Source organism: Streptomyces tubbatahanensis, assembly GCF_022699385.1.
GTDB classification, from domain to species: Bacteria; Actinomycetota; Actinomycetes; order Streptomycetales; family Streptomycetaceae; genus Streptomyces; species Streptomyces diacarni.
The window spans coordinates 3,321,691-3,342,499 of record NZ_CP093846.1 but is presented as its reverse complement, the minus strand read 5'-3'; the positions used below and the strand labels follow the sequence as shown (position 1 = coordinate 3,342,499).

Annotated in this window: 15 protein-coding genes; 7 read left to right on the top strand and 8 right to left on the bottom strand. The window is 71.5% G+C overall.

The genetic code is table 11. The features are described from left to right. The first annotated feature begins 127 nt into the window (after window positions 1–127). The 3 genes from MMF93_RS14255 to MMF93_RS14245 all read left to right on the top strand — a co-directional run bounded on the left by MMF93_RS14255 (window position 128) and on the right by MMF93_RS14245 (window position 4,996). Window positions 128–958 (top strand): TIGR03619 family F420-dependent LLM class oxidoreductase, encoded by an 831-nt coding sequence (locus MMF93_RS14255; protein WP_242751657.1) that lies wholly within the window; start codon window positions 128–130, stop codon window positions 956–958. 208 nt (window positions 959–1,166) lie between these two features. Further along, entirely contained in the window at window positions 1,167–3,779 is a 2,613-nt protein-coding gene (locus MMF93_RS14250) for a bifunctional FO biosynthesis protein CofGH (protein ID WP_242751656.1), read from the top strand. 83 nt (window positions 3,780–3,862) lie between these two features. Further along, window positions 3,863–4,996, top strand: coding sequence for an ADP-ribosylglycohydrolase family protein (locus MMF93_RS14245; protein WP_242751655.1), 1,134 nt, complete (start codon window positions 3,863–3,865; stop codon window positions 4,994–4,996). A 207-nt stretch (window positions 4,997–5,203) separates the two neighbouring features. Here MMF93_RS14245 and MMF93_RS14240 read toward each other — a convergent pair whose 3' ends face one another. Then, window positions 5,204–5,998 (bottom strand): SDR family oxidoreductase, encoded by a 795-nt coding sequence (locus MMF93_RS14240; RefSeq protein WP_242751654.1) that lies wholly within the window; start codon window positions 5,996–5,998, stop codon window positions 5,204–5,206. Window positions 5,999–6,084: 86 nt separating this feature from the next. On the opposite strand from MMF93_RS14240, the gene MMF93_RS14235 reads away from it, so the two are divergent. Further along, entirely contained in the window at window positions 6,085–6,963 is an 879-nt protein-coding gene (locus tag MMF93_RS14235) for a hypothetical protein (RefSeq protein WP_242751653.1), read from the top strand. A 161-nt stretch (window positions 6,964–7,124) separates the two neighbouring features. Here the strand turns inward: MMF93_RS14235 and MMF93_RS14230 are convergent, their stop codons facing one another. The 3 genes from MMF93_RS14230 to MMF93_RS14220 all read right to left on the bottom strand — a co-directional run bounded on the left by MMF93_RS14230 (window position 7,125) and on the right by MMF93_RS14220 (window position 9,675). Beyond that, window positions 7,125–7,340, bottom strand: coding sequence for a DUF397 domain-containing protein (locus MMF93_RS14230; protein ID WP_242751652.1), 216 nt, complete (start codon window positions 7,338–7,340; stop codon window positions 7,125–7,127). Between the two features lie 191 nt (window positions 7,341–7,531). After that, the gene (locus MMF93_RS14225) at window positions 7,532–8,392 is read right to left on the bottom strand and encodes a helix-turn-helix domain-containing protein (RefSeq protein ID WP_242751651.1); all 861 of its coding nucleotides are present in this window, start codon (window positions 8,390–8,392) and stop codon (window positions 7,532–7,534) included. 512 nt (window positions 8,393–8,904) lie between these two features. Then, a complete protein-coding gene (locus MMF93_RS14220) occupies window positions 8,905–9,675 on the bottom strand; it encodes a GOLPH3/VPS74 family protein (protein ID WP_242751650.1) in 771 nt (256 codons plus the stop codon). 339 nt (window positions 9,676–10,014) lie between these two features. Between MMF93_RS14220 and MMF93_RS14215 the strand changes: the two genes are divergently transcribed. Both MMF93_RS14215 and MMF93_RS14210 read left to right on the top strand, forming a co-directional pair. Then, the gene (locus MMF93_RS14215; RefSeq protein ID WP_242751649.1) at window positions 10,015–12,990 is read left to right on the top strand and encodes a serine hydrolase; all 2,976 of its coding nucleotides are present in this window, start codon (window positions 10,015–10,017) and stop codon (window positions 12,988–12,990) included. A 531-nt stretch (window positions 12,991–13,521) separates the two neighbouring features. Continuing rightward, a complete protein-coding gene (locus tag MMF93_RS14210) occupies window positions 13,522–15,501 on the top strand; it encodes an MFS transporter (protein WP_242751648.1) in 1,980 nt (659 codons plus the stop codon). Window positions 15,502–15,525: 24 nt separating this feature from the next. Here the strand turns inward: MMF93_RS14210 and MMF93_RS14205 are convergent, their stop codons facing one another. From MMF93_RS14205 to MMF93_RS14190, 4 genes are all read right to left on the bottom strand, one after another. Continuing rightward, window positions 15,526–15,930, bottom strand: a complete 405-nt coding sequence (locus MMF93_RS14205) for a VOC family protein (RefSeq protein WP_242751647.1) — start codon at window positions 15,928–15,930, stop codon at window positions 15,526–15,528. A 215-nt stretch (window positions 15,931–16,145) separates the two neighbouring features. After that, the gene (locus MMF93_RS14200) at window positions 16,146–17,387 is read right to left on the bottom strand and encodes an FAD-dependent monooxygenase (protein ID WP_242751646.1); all 1,242 of its coding nucleotides are present in this window, start codon (window positions 17,385–17,387) and stop codon (window positions 16,146–16,148) included. Then, window positions 17,384–17,998 (bottom strand): TetR/AcrR family transcriptional regulator, encoded by a 615-nt coding sequence (locus tag MMF93_RS14195; protein WP_242751645.1) that lies wholly within the window; start codon window positions 17,996–17,998, stop codon window positions 17,384–17,386. Before MMF93_RS14195 ends, MMF93_RS14200 begins: the two co-directional genes overlap by 4 nt. Before the next feature lie 703 nt (window positions 17,999–18,701). Then, window positions 18,702–19,247, bottom strand: coding sequence for a flavoprotein (locus MMF93_RS14190; protein WP_242751644.1), 546 nt, complete (start codon window positions 19,245–19,247; stop codon window positions 18,702–18,704). 203 nt (window positions 19,248–19,450) lie between these two features. Here MMF93_RS14190 and MMF93_RS14185 point away from each other — a divergent pair, with 203 nt between their 5' ends. Beyond that, a complete protein-coding gene (locus MMF93_RS14185) occupies window positions 19,451–20,698 on the top strand; it encodes a helix-turn-helix domain-containing protein (RefSeq protein WP_242751643.1) in 1,248 nt (415 codons plus the stop codon). The last annotated feature ends 111 nt before the right edge of the window (window positions 20,699–20,809 follow it).

Below are 20,809 nucleotides of genomic sequence, written 5' to 3'. Positions count from 1 at the left end.
CGCTTCCACGGGCGTTCGGGACAATGCCGCGTGGCCGGACGAAAGCCGCGTGGTCAGACGGCGAAGACACCCACAGGTGCGCGCACAGGCCATGGTGTTCCACGCCACCGGGCCGCACAGTGGCGGCATGCGGATCTCCACGACCATTCTGCTCACCGACGAGACCATCCGCCCCGCCCGCCTCGCCCGCGAGTTGGAACAGCGCGGCTTCGGCGGCCTCTATCTGCCCGAGCACACCCACATCCCCGTCAGCAGGCAGACGCCCGCCCCCATGGGCGACCCGTTACCGCGCCCCTACGCGCGGACGCTGGACCCTTTCGTCGGCCTGGCCGCCGCCGCGACCGTCACCGAACGGCTCGCCCTGGGCACCAGCATCACACTGGTCGCCCAGCACGACCCCATCGTGCTGGCCAAACAGATCGCCACGCTCGACTGGATGTCCGGCGGCCGCCTCACCCTGGGCGTCGGCTTCGGCTGGAACGTCGAGGAAGCCGCCGACCACGGCGTCGACTGGCGCCGCCGCAGGGAGCTGGTGCGCGACCGTGTCGCGCTCATGCGGGCCCTGTGGGCGGACGAGCCCGTCGCCTACGACGGCGAGTTCGGATCCGTCCGCGCCTCCCTCGCGCACCCCAAACCGGTCCGCCCCGGCGGCCCCCGGCTGCTCGTGGGCGGAGCCGCTGGGCCCACCCTTTTCGCCCACATCGCCGAGTACGCGGACGGATGGCTCCCCGTCGGCGGCAGCGGCCTGAGGGAAGCGGTGCCCGGCCTCCACCGCGTCTGGCGTGCCGCAGGGCGCCAGGGAGAGCCCGCGCTCGTCCCCGCCTTCGTCCTGCCCTCCCCGGGCAAACTGCGCCACTACCGTGACGAACTGGGCGCCGAAGAGGTCATTCTCCAGCTCCCTTCCGGCACCGAACTCGACGTTCTGCGCGCCCTGGACGGCTACTCCCGGTACCTGTGAGGCAGGTGCCGGCCAACGGGAGCGGTGCCGGCCGAGCGGGCAGGCGGTGCGGCCGGCGACCGGCGGGTGTGCCGAAACCATCGCGCAGGGCGTCGCACCGGAGAGCCGGACCTGCCGGTGCGGCGGGTGGCCGGAACAGGTGGTCGCCGCAGCGTCCGATCCGCTCGCCGCCTGCGGCGTTGTCGCTGGTCCGGGCTACGGTGGGGGAATGACCTCTCACGGACAGGTGTCGCCGACTGCCCCGACGGCGAATGCGATGCGGCGGGCGCTCAAGCGGGCCCGGGACGGGGTGGCGCTCGATCAGACGGAAGCCGCCGTCCTCCTCCAGGCGCGGGGCGCCGACCTGGCGGACCTCACGGCCTCGGCGGCCCGCGTCCGGGACGCGGGCCTGGAGGCGGCGGGGCGGCCGGGCGTCATCACGTACTCCAAGAGTGTCTTCATCCCCCTCACCCGGCTGTGCCGGGACAAGTGCCACTACTGCACGTTCGTGACCGTCCCCGGCAAGCTGCGGCGCGCGGGGCACGGGATGTACATGTCGATGGACGAGGTCCTCGACATCGCCCGCCGCGGCGCCGAACTCGGCTGCAAGGAAGCGCTGATCACCCTCGGGGACAAGCCGGAGGACCGCTGGCCCGAGGCGCGGGAGTGGCTGGACGCCGAGGGCTACGACGACACACTCGCCTACGTGCGGGCCGTCGCCGTGCGCATCCTGGAGGAGACGGGGCTGCTGCCGCACCTCAACCCCGGGGTGCTGTCCTGGACGGACTTCCAGCGGCTCAAGCCGGTGGCCGCCTCCATGGGCATGATGCTGGAGACCACCGCCGAGCGGCTGTGGAGCGAGCCGGGCGCCCCGCATTACGGCTCCCCGGACAAGGAACCGGCCGTGCGGCTGCGCGTACTGGAGGACGCCGGACGCTCGAACGTGCCGTTCACCAGCGGCCTGCTCATCGGCATCGGTGAGACGTACGAGGAGCGCGCGGACTCGCTGTTCGCGCTGCGCCGCGTCCAGCGCGCCTACCACGGCATCCAGGAGCTGATCATCCAGAACTTCCGCGCCAAGCCGGACACGGCCATGCGCGGTATGCCCGACGCCGAGCTGGACGACCTGGTGGCGACCGTCGCCGTCGCCCGCCACCTCCTGGGCCCCTCCGGCTGTCTCCAGGCCCCGCCGAACCTGCTGGACGCGGAGTACGGCCGGCTCATCGCCGCCGGCGTCGACGACTGGGGCGGCGTCTCCCCCGTCACGCCCGACCACGTCAACCCCGAGCGCCCCTGGCCGCAGCTCGATGAGCTGTCCGAGCGCACCGAGGAGGCCGGTTTCCAGCTGCGCGAACGCCTCGCCCTCTACCCCGAGTTCGTGCGCCGCGGCGAACCATGGATGGATCCGCGCATCCTCCCGCACGTGCGGGCGCTCGCCGAGCCCGAGACCGGCATGGCCCGCGAGGACGTGCGCCCCCGGGGGCTGCCCTGGCAGGAGCCCGACGAGGGCTTCGCGGGCCTGACGGCCGGCGGCCGCACCGACCTGCACCGCACCATCGACACCGAGGGCCGCACCAGCGACCGCCGCGACGACTTCGACGAGGTGTACGGCGACTGGGCGGAACTGCGCGAGCGCGCAGCCCCCGGGATGGCCCCGCAGCGCGTCGACGCCGACGTGCGCGCGGCGCTCTCCCAGGCCGCCGACGACCCCACGCGACTCACCGACGAGCAGGCACTCGCGCTCCTGCACGCCGACGGACCCGCGCTGGACGCGCTGTGCCGCACGGCGGACGACGTACGGCGCGAGGCGGTCGGGGACGAGGTGACGTACATCGTCACCCGCAACATCAACTTCACCAACGTCTGCTACACCGGCTGCCGGTTCTGCGCCTTCGCGCAGCGCCGCACCGACGCCGACGCCTACACGCTCTCCCTCGAACAGGTCGCCGACCGTGCGCAGCAGGCCTGGGACGTCGGCGCCGTCGAGGTGTGCATGCAGGGCGGCATCCACCCGGACCTGCCGGGCACCGCCTACTTCGACATCGCGCGGACCGTCAAGGAACGGGTTCCGGGCCTCCACGTGCACGCCTTCTCCCCGATGGAGGTCGTCAACGGCGCCACCCGCACCGGCATGTCCATCCGCGAGTGGCTGACCGCCGCCAAGGAGGCCGGGCTCGACTCGATCCCCGGCACGGCGGCGGAGATCCTCGACGACGAGGTCCGCTGGATCCTCACCAAGGGCAAGCTGCCGGCCGCCACCTGGGTGGAGGTCATCGAGACGGCGCACGAGGTGGGACTCGGCACGACCTCCACGATGATGTACGGCCACGTCGACCAGCCCCGCCATTGGCTGGGGCACCTGCGGCTGCTGGCACGCATCCAGCGCACGGCGCTGGAGAAGGGACGGGCCGGGTTCAGCGAGTTCGTCACCCTGCCGTTCATCCACACCAACGCGCCCGTCTACCTCGCCGGCATCGCCCGCCCAGGGCCCAGCGCCCGCGACAACCGCGCGGTCACCGCCATGGCGCGCCTCCTGCTGCACCCCTGGGTCCCCAACATCCAGACCAGCTGGGTGAAACTGGGCACCGAGGGCGCCGCTGAAATGCTGCGCTCCGGCGCCAACGACCTGGGCGGCACCCTCATGGAGGAGACGATCTCCCGGATGGCCGGCTCCTCCTACGGCTCCTACCGCTCCATCAAGGACCTGGTCGCCATCGCTGACGCCGCCGGGCGCCCGGCACGCCCCCGCACCACCGGATACGGACCCGTTCCCGAGGACCGGATGCGCGCGGCGCACGCCTCCGACGGCCACCTGCCCGAACTGCTGCCCGTACTGGACTGACGGGCGCTCACCGGCGCCCGGCCCCGTCTATTAGAGTGCGGGGCCACAAGCCGGAGGAGGGGCAGCCAGGAGGGCGGCGGATCGTGACAGGTGCGGGTGGGACGGACAGCGGCGCGAGTGCCATATGGGGACGCGCCGAACAGCAGGACTTCCGCAGCAGGGTGCGCGGATGCCTGCTGGGCGGCGCGGTCGGTGACGCGCTCGGCGCGGCCGTCGAGTTCGACTCCCTGGACGGGATCCGTGAAGCCCACGGCCCCCAGGGCGTGACCGACTACCAGCCCGCGTTCGGACGGCGCGGTGCCATCACCGACGACACCCAGATGACGCTGTTCACCGTGGACGGCCTCATCCGCGCCCACGTCCGCCGCGACACCGGCGCCTGGCACCCGCCCACCGACGTGCACGCCGCCTACCTGCGCTGGGCGGCCACCCAACGCGACTGGGGCCCGGACGAGCGCCGCGAGAACGACGGCTGGCTCGCCCGCGAGGAATGGCTCTACTCACGCCGGGCGCCCGGCAACGCCTGTCTCAGCGGCCTGGCCGACCCCCGCATGGGCACGCTGGACCAGCCCAAGAACCCCGACTCCAAGGGATGCGGGACCGTCATGCGGTCGGCCCCCTTCGGACTGCTGGTCGGCTGGGAGCCCGCACTGGTCTTCCAACTGGCAGCCGAGTGCGCGGCCCAGACCCACGGCCACCCCACCGGATACCTGGCGGCTGGGGCGTTCGCCGCGATCGTCCACACCCTGGCCCGCGGCGACGACCTGGACACGGCGGTCCAGCGCACCCTCGTGCAGCTGGCCGCCCGCCCCGGCCACCAGGAGACCACCGAAGCGCTCAAGCGCGCCCTGGGCGCCGTCCGTCAGGGCATGCCGTCGCCCGAGAGGGTCGCCGCGCTGGGGGAGGGCTGGACAGCCGAGGAAGCGCTCTCCATCGGCGTCTACTGCGCCCTGGTCGCCCAAGACGTCCGCCACGGCCTGCTGCTTGCCGTCAACCACGGCGGCGACAGTGACTCGACCGGCTCCGTCTGCGGCAACCTGCTGGGCGCCATGCACGGAGAGACGGCCCTGCCCGCAGGGTGGGTCGCCGAGGTGGAGGGCCGCGCGACCATCCTGGAGCTGGCCGACGACTTCGCCATGGAGATGACCCAGGGGCCCGCCCTGCACGGCCCCGGCACGGCCACACCGGCCTGGCTGGCCCGCTACCCGCGCGCATAGGGGGGCTCCCGGGAAGCGCTCGGAGGGAGGGCTCGAAGCGAGCGCCGGACGCTCCGGAGAGACCGGCTGTCGGTGGGGGGGCAGGGCCGCTCCGCGGCGCGAGCGCGGTGACCTCGCCCGGCCGCGTCCTCGCGCGGGATCAGCGCATGAGTGGGCCGCGTCCTCGCGCGGGGTCAGCGCATGAGTGGGCCGCGTCGTCGCTCGGAGTCAGCGCATCAGCTCTCCCGCGTTCACCAGCAGACACTGCCCCGTGATCCCCCGGGCCCGGGGTGAGGCGAAGAACGTCGCTGTCTCCGCCACGTCCGCGTCCTCCGCCATCCGCGGCAGCGCCATCCGCGCGTCCAGCCGCTCCCGTACGACGTCGGGTTCCACGTTCTCGGCCGAGGCCTGCCACGCCACGTATCCCTCGACCATGGGGCCCCACATCCAGCCGGGCTGCACGGTGTTCACGCGTACGCCGTGCGGCCCCAGCTCGCGGGCGAGGGAGTACATGGCGGATACCAGAGCACCCTTGGACGCGGCGTATGCCGCCTGCTGCACCTGTGCGGGCGCCGCGACGGAGGACTGGGTGCCGATCATCACGACGGAGCCGTCACCCCGCGCACCGGCCTCCTTCAGCGCGGGCAGACAGGCGCGCGTCATCCGCAGGGTGCCCAGAAGATTGACGTCCAGCACCGACTGCCACTCGGCCAGATCCGCGCCCTCGAGGCCGCCCATGACCGTGTCGAGTGCCGCCACGTGCACGACGGCGTCGATACGGCCGAAGCGTTCCACCGCCGCGGCGGCCAGTGCCTCGCACTGCCGCTCGTCGCGGATGTCGACCGTCCGGTACGTACTGCGGGCGCCGGAGGGATCGACCGTTTCGGCACAGGAGGCGAGACGGGCCTGTGTACGGGCGCCGAGCACGACCGAGGCGCCCTCCCGTACGCACGCGGCGGCCACCTCGTGACCGAGTCCGGCACCCACCCCCGAGATCACCACTGTCCTGTCCGCGAGCAGCACACCGATCCCCCTCCGTACGGGTATCGAATTCTGACGCCCAGTCAGCTACACCGTAGGGGAGAAGCCGAGGGGGAGGAAGAGGCACGATGGACACACCGGACACGTCGAATGCGCCGAGCGACCCGCCCGCGCACCGTACGGACAGCGACGCGTACGCCCGACTGGCCGCGGTCGGGCCCTACGGAGTGCGCCCAGGGCACGCCCTCATCACCATGGTCGAGCCGCACGCAGGCCACGAGTACGCCTACAACCGCTGGTACGAGGACGACCACTACATCGCCGGCGCCATGGCCATGCCCTGGATCTACGCGGGGCGCCGGTGGGTGGCCACTCGCGAGCTGCAACTGCTGCGCTACCCGGCCCGCTCAGCGGTGGCACAGCCGGTGACCGCGGGCTGCTACCTGTCGACGTACTGGATCACCGAGGGCCGCTACGAGGACCACATGAAGTGGACGGTCGCCATCAACAAGCGCCTCAACCGGGACGCACGCGTCCACCAGGAGCGCACTCACGTCTTCACCAGCTTCCAGGACCACGAGGGCACCGTCTACCGGGACGGGGCCGCAGGTCCGCGCGACCACCACGCGCTCGACCACCCCTACCGCGGCCTGATCCTCCAGGTGGTCGACGCGACCGGCCCCGGCGAGCGCGCCGAACTGCTGGAGTGGCTGTGCGCGGAGCATCTCCCGGCCCGTCTCCACGGCTCTCCGGCCGCGATGGTCACCGTGTTCCGCCCCACCCCGCTGCCCGTCGACCGGATGTCGTACGTGCGGCAGGTCGAGGGGGTCGGCACCCGGCTGACCCTGCTGTGGTTCCTCCAGGAGGACCCGCGTGAACGCTGGGAGGCATGTTTCACGGGCCTGGCGGAAGCCGTGGCGGAGACCGGGCTGGGACGGACGGAACTGGTGGCGCCCTTCGTTCCGACGATCCCGGGAACGGACACCTACGTGGATCGACTCCGCTGAACGGTGCGTGCCGCACGGTGAAGGAACGGTGGGGCGGGCAGCGCGAAGCCCCCTCGGCCGGGACGGCGAGCCAGTCGAGAGGGCCGTGTCCTGCGCTTCGACGCCACTTCAGACGCGTCGGGGCGCCACGTCGTACGCGGTGTGGCACCCGGTCCCCGGCCTCAGTCCAGACCGGCGCCGAGCTCCCCGCCGCTCACGCGGGAGACGAACGCGTCCCAGGCCGCTGAGCGGAAGCTGAGAGCGGGACCCTGCGGCTCCTTCGAGTCACGCACGGCGATCGAGCACACCGCCGGTGATTTCACCTCGACACAGGCGCCGTTCCCCGTCGAGTAGCTGGACTTGGTCCACGTGTGGGTCTTTCCCTGCTGAATGGACATGTCTGCTCCGGTTGTTCCGAGTTTTTCCTGACGTGCGAACGACATTACGCGGCGGTTCGGGCGCACGAAGGGGCCGTTCACTCAACCGGATGGCATATTCCAGGCTGGTCTTCACATCGCGACGGGCCGCGGTGTAGCCTCCCCCGATTTCCCGGCATGCCTTGTTGGCACATGCCGGAGGCCAGGGGGCGTCAGCCGCGGGCGTACTCCTTGGCGACCTTCTCGATGAACTCCCGTGTCTGATCCGGATTCAGCGCCTGAGCCCGCAGGTGCTCGTACATGACGCTGTATTTCTGGACGTCGTTCGCCTTCTCCAGATAGAGGTCGCTGGTAACGCCCTCCAGGTAGATGACGGTCGAGTCCGAGGCGTCAGGGAACTCCAGAATCGCGTACTGGCCGTTGACGCCCGGATGCGCGCCCATCGAGAACGGCATGACCTGGAGCGTCACATGGGGGCGCTGGGACATCTCGTTGAGGTATTCGAGCTGCTCGGCCATCGTGTGCTTGCCGCCCACCTCGCGGCGGAGCACCGACTCGTCCAGCACGGCCCACAGGCGCAGCGGACTGCGCTCGTCCCTGATCCGGTCCTGACGGCGCAACCGCACCTGCACGCGACGCTCGATGTCCGCCGCCGTGGCCTCCGGCAGCGCTCCGGCGACGACGGCCTCCGCGTACGGATGCGTCTGCAACAGCCCCGGGACCACCTGAGGTTCGTAGACACGCAGTGAGGCGGCATCCGTCTCCAGTCCGATGTAGACGCTGTACGGAATGTCACCGAACGCGTGCCACCAGCCCTGCTGACGCGACTCCTTCGCCATCTGCATCAGGGAGTCGACTATCCGGCGGTCCTCGACCTCGTAGACCTCGCACAGGTCACGCACATCCCGCTGGCTGATGCTCCGTCTCCCGTTCTCCAGCCTGCTGATCTTCGACTGGGAGACCAGCAGCCGGTCCGCGACCTCCTCGGCCGTCATACCGCGCTGCTCACGCAGCCGGCGCAGCTCCTGGCCCAGTCGGCGACGCCGGACTGTGGGGTTGACGTTCGACGCCACGGGACCGCACCTCCGTGTAAGTACGACTACTCCCAGTAGGTTGCCATCAACATGTGCGTCCCCGCTGGGAAATGGCAACAGAGAGTGCGGACCTGAGTACGGAAGCGCCGGGTTCGCCGCCCGCGCGGCTCGCCCTGGCGCGGTGCCGTGCGGTGTTTGTGCGGCGTTGACGCGATGTCCGGACGGACGCGATGTCCGTGCGAACGCGACCTCCGTGCGAACGCGTTGCTCGTATAGGCGGTCTGTCCGGACGGGCGCGCTCTCCGGACGGGTGCGCTCTCCGGACGGGCGTGACGTCCGGACGAGGTGATTCCTGGCCGAGTGGAACCGTTCGCCGAGAGGAACTGTTCCCCGAACGGAACGCTCCGCCCGCGATGGCGCGGGTCGCCTCCCGGGGGCGCGTCCGTACGGGCACATCGCTTCCATACCGGGCGAGCAGTGCTCTCGCCCGGCACGGCCGTGTGTCCGTACGGACGCGCCGTGTCCGGGGCCGGCGTCCGGCGTGCCCTCGCTCAGCGAGCTCCCGCGCGGACCATTCCGCCCGCCAGATGTCGCGCCTGTTCCGGTACGTGGCGAGCCGAGGGCGCTCCGGACGCCGTGGCACGTGCCGGAGAGCGGCCCGGCGATGCACCGCCCGCCGGCGCCCGTCGGGGCTGGGCGCCGACGCCGTTCTGCACGTCCATCACCGCGTGCGCGACGAGACCGCCCATCGGGTCGTGCCTGATCAGATCCCGCAGCCGGGAGCGGCACGACCGCCCCTCGTTGCCGGGATAGAGGTGCTTGCCGAGGCCGACCGCGTGGGCCAGCGCGGCGAGCGCCGCCGTCCGTGGGTCCGGTGGGACCCCGGTACGGATCGCGGCGTCCAGGCGGGCCCTGATCTCCCTGCTGATCGCCGTGTCCGTCGCCTGGTAGCGCGTTGTCGGCAGCACTCCACACATCTGGCCGGAAACGGCATGCACCATGCCGCACCGTTCCAGATGTGTGAGATAGGTTTGGCGCAACCCCAACCGGGGCCCGCCGATCCAGTGGACGGCGCGCACCGGGCTGCCGCGCCTGCGCAGCAGTTCCAGTGCGGAGTCCAGCGTCGGATCTCCGGTCGGCCGTGGCAGCACCACGGCGATACGATCCCCATCCGGGGCTATCCGTCCTGCCAGAGCCAGCTCCACTAGCTGGGCCCCGGCCAGGCCGAGGTCAAGCGACTGCGGCTGCGCCGTGGTACCCGTGGCCGGGTCCAGAGCGAGCAGCAGAAGCTCCTCAGGAATTGTTCTGCGGCTCCTGCCCATCCATGCCTCCCCGCGTGGATGAATGACAGGGTGACCCCTCTCACAATGGTCTGTCGAGAGTGCCTGGACGTTATGGGCGGGAACCAGTAGGTATGTCGTTCTCGTCTGCCGCTTGGGGTGGCTGTTGTAGCCGCCTCTTGGAGGAGCGCCGCCACGCCGGTGGCGGCTTCTGTGCACGGGACACTGTTAACTGGTATGGCGAGCGGCGAGCAGCAGCATCAGGAGGCATCGGTGGCGGGCGAATCCCCCGACAGGTCGGAGCGGGAGAGGTCGTCGGGGGAGACGACGGGGAGTGGGGGCACGGTTGCGCGCCCCGGCGAGACGGCCGAAAACGAACGGTTGAGCAGCTCCGGAGCTGCGAAGGGCGCGGGAGTCGCGGCCGAGGACAGCACCGCGGACGCGCAGTCGGGCGGTGCGTCTTCCAAGATCCCGGCTCCGACGACACCGGACGAGGAGGCCCCGACGACGGACGGGGCCACCGAGGGGCACGAGGGCGAGGGCCCCGGCGGTACTGACGGCGTCGACGGCCAGGACGACGGCAAGGGCCGTGACGGCCGTGACAGCGGCGAGAGCCGTGACGCCCAGGGCGAACGGGCAGGCACCGGCGACGAGGGTGACGAGCGGCTGAAGTCCGCCGTGGCGGCCTGGGTCGCGGGCGATTCCAGCCAGCCCGAGGGGTCCGACGGCTCCGATGGCGCGCACTCGTCCGAAGCGGCCGGAGGGCGGCAAGAGAGCGGGCAGGCGAACGACGGCGGAGCGGGCGATCGTGCCGCCGCCTCGGACCTCCCCGTCCGGCCCAAGGCGGCGGAGGCGGACAAGACAGCGGACAAGACGCCGGCGAAACAGGGCGCGGCAGGAGAAGACGCCGGATCGAAGAAGAGTTCCGACGCCCCCGGGCAGTCCGACGGTGGCGGCCGGCCGGACGCCCCGACCGCGATGTTCGGCGTCCTGCACCGTGACGACGTGAACGCCGCCAAGGACAGCGACACGGCAGCGGCAGACCGCGCCGAGCGGTTGACCTCGGCCTTCTTCGGTGCTTCGAAGCGAGCGAAGGAAGACGGCGACGCCGAGGGGGGCGAGGAGGCCGCCAACGGTGCCGAGGGCGTGCAGGCCGACGGCGGCACGAAGCCCGCCAACGGTGACGCGAAGCCCGCCGACGGTGCCGAGGGAGGCCGCGCGGCGAAGCCCGCCGTCGACCAGCCGACGGCGATTTTCCGTGCGCCCGATGTCGAGCGGGCCGGATCTCGGAAGTCGGGTCAGGAAGAGGCCAACGGAAACCCCCGACAGCAGGAGCGATCCGGACAGTCCGGGCAGTCCGGGCAATCCGGAACGTCTGAAAAGGGAGAAAAGTCCGCTCAGTCGGGAGGCTCCGGGAGAAAGGGTTCGGCCGCCCCGGAGGCCCACGCCGGCGCGGCCGACCCGCGGGCGTCCGATCCCCGCAAGCCGGCGACGACGGACGCCGCCACGGGCGCACAGGCCGCGACCGCCTCGTCCACGGCGGCACGCGAGGCCGGAAAGCAGGCCACGGCGGCACGCGACGCCGGAAAGCAGGCCACGGCGACGGGGACACAGGGCACAAGCACGAGCACGGGTGCGCAGGGCACGGCCAAGACCTCCTCGGGGGGACCGTCCTCGGACAAGTCGACCGCGGACAAGTCGACCACCGGCAAGGCGGCCACTGGTGCGCCGGACCGGTCGGCCGAGGACGGTCGCACTGGTGGCGAGTCGGACGCGGAGCGGACCAGCCAGTTCATTCCGCTCCGGTCCACCGACGGGCCGCGCATGCCGGCCAAGCCGCTGCCACCCGCCGCGTCGTCCTCAGCGGCGCCCACAGCGCCGCGTAAGCCGTCCTCGCCCCCGTCCGGGGCTCCGACCGCCAATCCGTGGTCGTCGGCGCCGCAGCGTCCCGCAGAGGCGCCGAGAGCGCCGCACGCTCCAGGCGGGGCCGGTACGCCGAGCGCTGCGGAGAGCGAGCCGGAGCGCACGCGGCAGCAGCCGATGCCGGGCACCCCGGAGGCGGAGGCTGCCGGGCAGCAGAACCAGCAGCCGCTGGACCTGCTGGCTCAGCTGACGAACACGCCGCCGCCGCCCGAGACGCCGCTGCGTACGGCCGCCCGACGGGTGAAGATCTGGACGCCGCTGGTGCTGCTGCTCGCGGTCGTCTTCGTCGTCGTCCAGTCCGTGCGTGCGGTGCCGGACCCCGAGCTGTCACTGACGGCGTCGCGGACCTACACGTTCGAGGGCTCCAAGCCGTCCATGCCGTGGCCCTCCGAGGGGCAGGCCGTGATCGACGTGCAGGGCCTGGGTTCGTTCGGCTCGTACGGCGAGCAGAAACCCGTGCCGATCGCCAGCGTCGCCAAGGTGATGACCGCCTACGTGATCCTCCGCGACCACCCGGTCAAGAAGGGCAGCAAGGGCGCGATGATCCCGGTCGACAAGAAGGCCGAGAAGGAGGCGGGTCTCAGCGCGCAGAACGAGTCGACGGTCGAGGTCGACGCGGGCGAGAAGATCTCGCAGCGCGAGGCGCTCAACGCGATAATGATCGCGTCAGCGAACAACGTGGCGCGACTGCTCGGGCGCTGGGACGCGGGGTCGGAGAAGGCGTTCGTGAAGAAGATGAACGCCGCGGCCAAGGACCTCGGCATGACCAACTCGCACTACACCGACCCCAGCGGTCTCACGGCCTCCACCGTCAGCACCGCCGCCGACCAGGTGAAGCTGGCCAAGAAGGTCATGCAGTACCCGATCTTCCGCGAGGTCGTCCGCCAGCCGCTGTACGTGGACGGCAACGGCAAGACGCAGCGCAACTGGAACAGGCTCGTCCCGATGGACGGCGTCCGCGGCATCAAGACCGGCACGACCACCAAGGCGGGCGGCAACCTGGTCTTCGCGGCGGAGAAGGAGATCGGCGGCACCAAGCAGCTGATCATCGGCGCGATGCTGGGCCAGTACAAGCCCTCGATCCTGGACACCGTTCTCGCCTCCAGCAAGAAGCTGATCGACGCGGCGCAGGACTCGCTCACCTCGCGGACGGTGGTCAAGAAGGGCGAGGTCGTCGGCTACGTGGACGATCAGCTGGGCGGCAAGACGCCGGTGGTGGCCACCGAGGACGTGAAGGCTGTCGGCTGGTCGGGTCTGAAGGTCGAGCTGGGCCTGACCGACGGCGGCAAGACGATTCCGCACGAGGCCGAGGCCGGAACCAAGGTCGGTACGCTGACCGCGGGTGATGGTCCCGGGCAGGTGAAGGTCCCGGTCGCCCTGCAGGACGATCTGTCCGAACCCGGGTTCGGGGACAAGTTGACGCGTGTCGGCTGACGTCCCACTGAACCTTTTCGGTGCTCTGTGGCGTCCCCCGTTCCAGCCGGTGCGCCCGGCTCACCAACGTGTCCGCGCTCCCCGCGGCGGAAAGCCCGGGGAGCGCGCGGGGCGGCGGGGAGCGCTCGGACGGCGTCCGGTAACGTCATGCGGATCTGAGCCGCACATCCGTACGGGGAGGATGGGGGAGAGAGCGCAGTGGCCACTGTGCACCCACCGCGGCCGCCGGAGTCGGAGCCTGACACCGGCGCCGACGAGATAGCCGGAAATCCGGGCGTGGACGACGCCGCGGATGCCGTTCGCACACCCGTTCCCGGGCAACGCCCACGATGGGAACCGTCCGGCGACACCGGAGAGTCGTCCGAAGGTGCCGGAGAGTCGCCCGGACAGGCGGTTCCCACCGACGACGGAGACGCGGACGACGGCGCAGACGCGGACGACGGCGGAGCCCTCGCAACCGAGGAGCCCCTACCGACTCGCGCGAACGCCCCCACTGGAAACGTCTCGACGGAGGACGTCTCGGGGGAGGGTGTGCGGACGGAGGGCGATTCCGGCGAGGGCGCTCGGACGGATGGCGTCTCGACGGACGGCTCCGACCGTGCCGACGGCTCCGACGGCTCCGACGGCTCTGACGGCTCCGACGGCTCTGACGGCTCTGACGGCTCCGACGGTGGAAGTGCCGCCCGGGCCGGCCGCCGGCACGCGTTGCGCCTGTGGGCCCTGCGCGTGCGGAGTGGGCTGGCGCAGGGCGACGGGGAGAAGCCGGCTGCCAGGCCGGCGTTCGTCGTCGGGGCCGCGCTGGCTGCCGGGGCGCTGCTGCATCTGGTGTGGCTGTGGTTCCTCGCCAGCGGTGGCGGGGATTTGGCGGCTCAGGACGCCTGGGCCGAGTTCGCGGGCGAGCACCCGGGTTCCGCGTACAACCTCGCCTGGTACGGGGGGCTGCATCCGGTCTCCTACAGCGTCATCTCGCCCTACCTGATGGCCGTCCTCGGTGTGCGGTCGACGCTCATGGTCTCCGGGGTGCTCTCGGCCGGACTGCTGTCCCTGCTGCTGGCCCGGACGGTGCCCAAGCCGCTGGTGCCCTCTTTGTGGGGTGCGTTCGCGTTCGCGTGCAACGCGGCGTCCGGCCGGGTCACCTTCGCGCTGGGGGTCCTCTTCGGGCTCGGCGCGGTGGCGGTCGTCTGGACGTGGCCCGCGCGCTGGCGCGGGGGGCGCGCGAGCCGCCCCGCCCGGTATCTGCGAGCCGCACTCGCCATCGTGCTGGCCGCGCTGGCCACCGCTGCCAGCCCCGTGGCGGGCCTCTTCCTCGAGGTGGTCGCGGCCTCCCTGCTGCTGGCCCGCAGGCCGGCCGCGATGTTCGCGATCGCCGTTCCGCCGCCCCTGGTGGTGGCGTTCTCCGCGCTGCTCTTCCCGTTCACGGGCGTGCAGCCGATGCCGTTCGTGTCGTTGATCTTTCCGGTCCTCGGCGCTGTCGCGGTGACGCTCCTGATGCCCAAGACGTGGACGGCCGTACGGGTCGGCGGTGCCATCTACACGCTCGGCATCGTCGCCACCTGGGCGATTCCCTCGCAGGTCGGGTCCAACGTCGAACGACTCGGGCTGTTGTTCGGCGCGGTGGCGCTGCTGGCCGCCGTTCCGCTCGTGGTGGGGCACGGCTGGCAACCGTGGAAGTCGCGCAAGGGCCTGGCGATGGCCCTGGCGCTAGTGGTGACCATGGGCTGGCAGATCGCCAAGCCCACCTGGGACGTCCTGCACACGACGCCTGACACCAACTGGTCACGCGAGCTGGAGCCGCTGGTCGCACAGTTGCAAAAGGTCGACGCTGACCGTGCCCGGGTGGAGGTCGTGCCTGTCAACAGTCACCGGGAGGCTTCGGCCCTGGCGCCGTACGTCAATCTCGCGCGCGGCTGGAACCGCCAGGCTGACCTGGAGCGCAACCCCCTCTTCTACGAGGAAGACCTCAGCCCCGAGCGTTACCACGCGTGGCTGCGCCGTTGGGCGGTGCACTACGTCGTGCTGCCGGCCGACCCGCCCGACATCGCGGGCGGCGTCGCCGAAGCCAAGCTGGTGGGGGAGGGGCAGCCGTACCTGAAGGAGATCTGGTCGGACGACAGCTGGCGCCTCTTCCGCGTCAACGACGCCGTGCCGCTGGTGGACTCGTCGGCCTCCGTCGAGCGCGCCGACGCGGAGAGCGTGACCGTGCGGGTCAAGGAGAGCGGACGGGTGCTGGTGCGGGTGCCGTACTCGCCGTGGCTCGGGCTCGTCGACGGGGACGGCGAGCGGGTGGCGCCGCCCGCGCGCGAGGAGGAGAACGTCAACGGTTGCCTGCGGGAGGCCGAACCGACGTTCGGCGGTCCGCCACCGGAGGGCAAGGACGAGCCGGTCCTGGACACCTGGACGGTACTGGACGCCCCCCGGCCCGGCGTCTACCACATCGCGGCCCCCTACAAGCTGCCGCGCGGCACCCCGTGCCCTGACGGCGAGCGGGAAACCGAGGACGGGAAGAACTGACGTCCTCGGCCCCCACCCGGCGGCTCACCCTTCGAGAGCCGCCGGGTCCATCCACATGACCTCCCAGATGTGCCCGTCAGGGTCGGTGAAAGAACGCCCGTACATCGGGCCTTCCGCCTGCGGCTCCCCGTGTGCGCTCCCACCGGCTGCCACCGCGCTGTCCACCAGCGCGTCCACCTCCTCACGCGTGTCGGCCGACAGGCAGACCAGCACCTCGCTCGTCCGCGCCGGGTCGGGGATCTCCCGCTTGGAGAAGGACTGGAAGAACGGTTCGACGAGGAGCATCACGAAGATGTCGTCGCTGACGACCATGCAGGTGGCGTTCTCGTCGGTGAACTGGGGGTTGAAGGAGAAGCCGCACTTGGTGAAGAAGTCGACGCTGCGGTTCAGGTCCTTCACCGGGAGGTTGACGAAGATCTTCCGGGACATGTCTGCCTCTTCTCGGTGGCTCCGCGGGGCTGTGCACGACGGAGCGGTCGGTTGTCGCGGAGGTTTCCCGCCTTCGGCGGGGAGGCGCTTCCCCGGAAAGGCTCGCCCCTGGAACGGCGCCCGTGGGACGGCGTCCGCGGGAAGAGCGCCTCTGGGACATGCTCCGCTGGTCCGGTGTGGTGTACGTGAAGGCAGACCGGGCCCGAACGGAAAACTCATCGCGGTGGCGCGGACGTGCTGCGTTCCTTCCGCCGGTCGTCCGCTGCCGCCTGGGTCAGCGACGCCAGTTCCGCGGGTTTGCCGCTGACCGCGGCCGCGATGAGCCGGTCCACGCCCGGCAGCCCCGACAGCCGCATGGCGCCCCGGCGCACCCGCAGCATCGCCGCGCTCTCCGGCAGGAACCAGCGGGCTCCCTGACGGGCCACCCGCTGCTTCTCCTCGGCGACCGGACGCCACAGACGCTCGTACCGCTCCAGGCCCGCGCGGACGTCCCCCCGGGTCTCGGACAGCGCCGTGGCGAGCACGTGGGCGCCGGCGATGCCGAGCGAGGCACCTTGGCCCGCCAGGAGGGAGACCGCGTAACAGGCGTCACCGACCAGCACCGTCCTTCCGGTGCTCCAGCGGGGCAGTACGGTCTGCGCCACGTGGTCGTAGTAGATCTCCTCGGAGGGCGGGCAGGCCGCCAGCGCCCGGGGCGCCACCCAGCCGAGCGTTCCGTACGTCTCCCGTAGGGCGCTCCTGGTGTCCTCAGGAAGCGGGGCGGAGGGATCGGTGACCCGGTGCACGGCGAAGGTCGCGACCTTCCCGCCACGCAGGGCGTAGAAACCCATCTGGCGTCCCACGGTGTCCGTCAGACAGAACCGTCCCGCCACCTGCTCGCGCACCTGAGGGTCGTCGAAAACGAAGGCGGCGGTGTGGAAACCGAGGTGGCGGAGACTCTGCTCGTCGCTGCCCTCCCGGCCGAAGGCGAGAGAGCGCACCGCGGAATGGATGCCGTCCGCACCCACCAGCAGATCCGCCTCGCGCGTAGTGCCGTCGTCGAGGGTGACCCGCACACCGTCCGGCCTCTCGTCGAGGCCGGTCACACTCGTGCCGTACCGCAGCGTCACCTCGCCGGGCAGGCTTTCGCGCAGGGCCAGTTCGAGGTCAGGACGCATGATGCTGAGCAGCGCGCCGCCCGCGACCGCGGAGAACTGCGCGTAGTCGAGCCCCGCCCGGCGACGGCCCCTCTCGTCCACGAACGCGGCCTCGTGAATCGTGTAGCCCAGCTCGCGCAGGCGCGGCAGCAGACCCATCGCCTCGGCGGCCTCGTAGCCGGGACCGAAGAAATCGATCATGTATCCCTGGGCGCGCGGCCCTGAGGCGCGCTCGACCACCTCGCTGCGCCAGCCGTACGCGGCGAGCCGGTGGGCGAGCGCCAACCCGGCGATGCCCGCTCCGCAGATGACGGCCTTCATGGGTTCGCCCTCCTCGGTGTCGTGGAAGCGTCGATGTCCGGATCGGTCAGGAGGCGGCGCAGCACGGGAGAGACGGATCCGGAGGCCGGCTCGGGGACTGCGGCGCGGTGCAGCATGAGCCCGTCGAGTGCCGCCAGCAGCACCGCGGCGGTCTCCTGCGGGCGAGGCACGCCGTGGTCGTCCAGCCGTCCGGCCAGCTCCTCGCGCGCGGTCGAGATGATCCCGGCCACCCCGCGCATCAGTTCCTCGTCGCGGGTGGCCGCCAGGTACGTCTCGATGAACAGCAGCGAGGTCGGATCTGTGCCCGGATACGCGTCGAGCGCCCCCAGGACGCCCTCCAGCGCCTCTTCCGGCGTGGCGGCAGCCGCCAGCATCGCCGTCATCTCCTGGGTCAGCGTCTCGATCGTGCCGAGGGCGGCCTGGGTGAGCAGCGCCCCGAGGGACGCGAAGTGGTAGTGGACGAGCCCGGGGCCGACCTGGGCGCGTTCGGCGACCGCACGGGTGCTGACGCCCGACCAGCCCCGCTCCGCGATCAGTGCGGCACCGGCGCGCAGCAGTCGCTGCCGTACCTCACGGCCCCGGTCGGCGGCGGTGACGGGTGGTGGTGGCACGGGATCTCCCTCACTGACGCGGCGCTGAGGTGCGCCGGGGTACGTAGCGCATCGGTGTCCGGCCGTCCGGTCCGAGCGAGCGGTGTGTGTCGGGGCGTTCGCTCGGACCGGACACTTCCGGGTGACGTATACAGGCCGATCGTCTTGGACGTGTGCCCAAGTCGTCTGCCCAAGAGGGTAGCGCCTGTCGCGGCGCGCCGCAGGTTTCCCAGGTCGAGGCGGTGCTGGGGCGATCCCGGGCGTGGCACCCGGCCCCTTCGGCCTTCGGAGCGTGCCCTCCGCGTTCTCCGGCTCCGCTGCGACGCAGGCGCTTCCCGCGCTTCCCGCGCTTCCCGCGCTTCCCGCGCTTCCCGCGCTTCCCGCGCTTCCCGCGCTTCCGGGTCTCTCCGCGGCCATCCCGCGACCTCAAGCTTCTCCTGCGCCGACCGCGCACGAGCGGGCCAACTGTCCTGCCTCGGCCGGGTGGAGGTCGGCGGCTGCACCGGAGCGGGGGCCTACCGGGCCGGGGGCGGTGGCGCGCCGGGCCGAGCGGCGATCTGCCGGGCGCACCGGACCGGCCCAACCCTCGGACAGGGCCGGAAGCGAACCTCGTAGCGGCCCTCGGACCGGCCCTCGGACCAGCCCTCGTCGGTCAGAGGGCGGAGACTGCGGCCGATAGCGCTCGACGCGGCCACCGGGAACGCTCGACGTGGCCGGGGCCGGGTCAGGTCTCGGCCACGGCCTGGTCCACGGCCTTGAGGGCGAGCTCCCAGGGGAACGCGTCGGGACGGCCCTCGCCCGGGGGATTGGGAACGAAACCGCCCTCCCCGTAGAGCACCCGCACACCGGCACCCCGCAGGACCTCCAGGGAATGGGCGAACTGGGGGTGCCTGGCGTAGGCGGCGTTCACGCACGGCACCGTCACCAAAGGGATGCCTTTGCCGATCGCCTCGGCGGCGAAACCGACGACGAACTTGTCCGTGATACCGAGCGCCCACTGGTTGACGGTGTTGAACGTCGCGGGCGCCACCAGTGCCACCGTTGCCGGCGGCCAGACGTCGGGCCCTCCGGGCAGCTTGTAACGGGAGCGCACGGGGTAGCCGGAATGGTGCTCCAGGGAGGGCAGTTGGCCGTCGAGCCAGTGCGCCGCGGTCGGCGTGAGGCCCAGGCACACGTCCCAGCCCGCCCGCCGGGCGTCCCGGACGACATCGGCGACCCGCAGGACGGGCGGCGCTGCGCAGGCGAGCAGGTACAGGACGCGTGAGGCCATGGAGGCATCCCACCATGAACGCACGGAGGGCACCTTTGGCGCCCTCTTCGCCCCTTCGGCTGTCTCGTGCGCCTCTCTCACATCCCTTCGCACCGGCGCAACTTGACGGAACTCGATCGAGTGGTGCTTCCGGTCGCGATCCGGTGCACCACGCCACCGTGCGTACCGTGCCGGGGCATCGGGAAAGTCGAACGGAGTCGCGGATGCGCGGGCTGAAGGAAGAACACGCGGGCGTCCGTATCGCCCATCAACGCAAACTGGCCGGACTGACCCAGCGTGGCCTGGCCGCCCAGATCCCCTACTCCTACAGCCTGTTACGACAGGTCGAGGAAGGCCGCAAGAACGCGTCACCCGACCTGATCTCGGCGGTGGCGCGACTGCTGCGGATCGACGTCACCGTGCTGACCGGGCAGCCGTACGTCACCGAGCTCCAGCAGGACAGGCTCGCTGCCCTGATCCGGCCCATCCGTGAGTCCCTGGACCTCTACGACCTCGAAGACGCCTTCGTGCACCCCCCGGGGGCGGAGGGGAACGGGGGCGGAGACGGTGACGGGGGCGGCGGAAACGAGATCCGCCCCTTCGAACTCGCCGCCCGTGCGGACGACCTGTGCCGCATGGTGCGTGCCACCCAGCTGAGCAAGGCGGGGAACGCGCTCCCCGCCTTCATCGCGGAAGTCACCTCCGCCTCCCACCGGGCGCCCAGTACGGTGCTCTGGCAGACGCTCGGCTCCGCCTACCGCACGGCGCACGACATCGCCACCAAGCTCGGTTTCTACGACCTGGCGACCATCGCGCTCGACCGGCTTGGCTGGGCCGCCGAACGCGGCTCCGACCCGCGGCTGGCCGCCGTACGCCAGTACATGCGCGCGCTGACCTACTTCCGTGAGGGCGAGCACACCGTCGGGCTGCGCCTCATCGAAGCGGGCCACAGAGCCCTCTCCGAAACCGACAGCGCCGAGCGGGAAGCGCGGGAGACCCTCGTCGTGCGGGGCCAGCTGCACCTGGGGGCGAGCGTCATCGCGGCCCGCGCCCACGACGCGAACGCCGTCGAGGGCCATCTGCGCGAGGCCGCCGCGTACGCGGAGCGCACCGGCGAGGCCTCGCGGGTCCACTGGCTCAGTTTCGGGCCGGCCAACGTCACCGTGCACGAGGTCTCGGCACAGGTGGAGATGCGGCGCTACGGGAAGGCGCTGGAGAAGTCCCGACAGGTGCGCCTGCCGCACGGCTGGCCCATGTCGCGCCGCGCCCATTTCTACGTCGACCGCGCCCGCGCCGAGATGGAGACGGGGCGCTGCGAAGCCGCACTCGAATCCGTCATGACGGCACGCAAACTGGCGCCTGAGCAGACGCGCTACCATCCCGGCGCCCGCGAGACCATCAACGGGCTGGTGGCACAGCGCCGCCGCACCCCCGACTCGTTGGACAACATGGCCGCCTGGCTGGGCCTGTGAAGACGCACACGAGCGCGAAGACGGGGCCATCGGGCAAGCGTGCGGCGGAACTCCGGGCGAGACAACTACGGTGCGCGATCAAAGTGTCACTCATCGGTGACATTTCTGCCG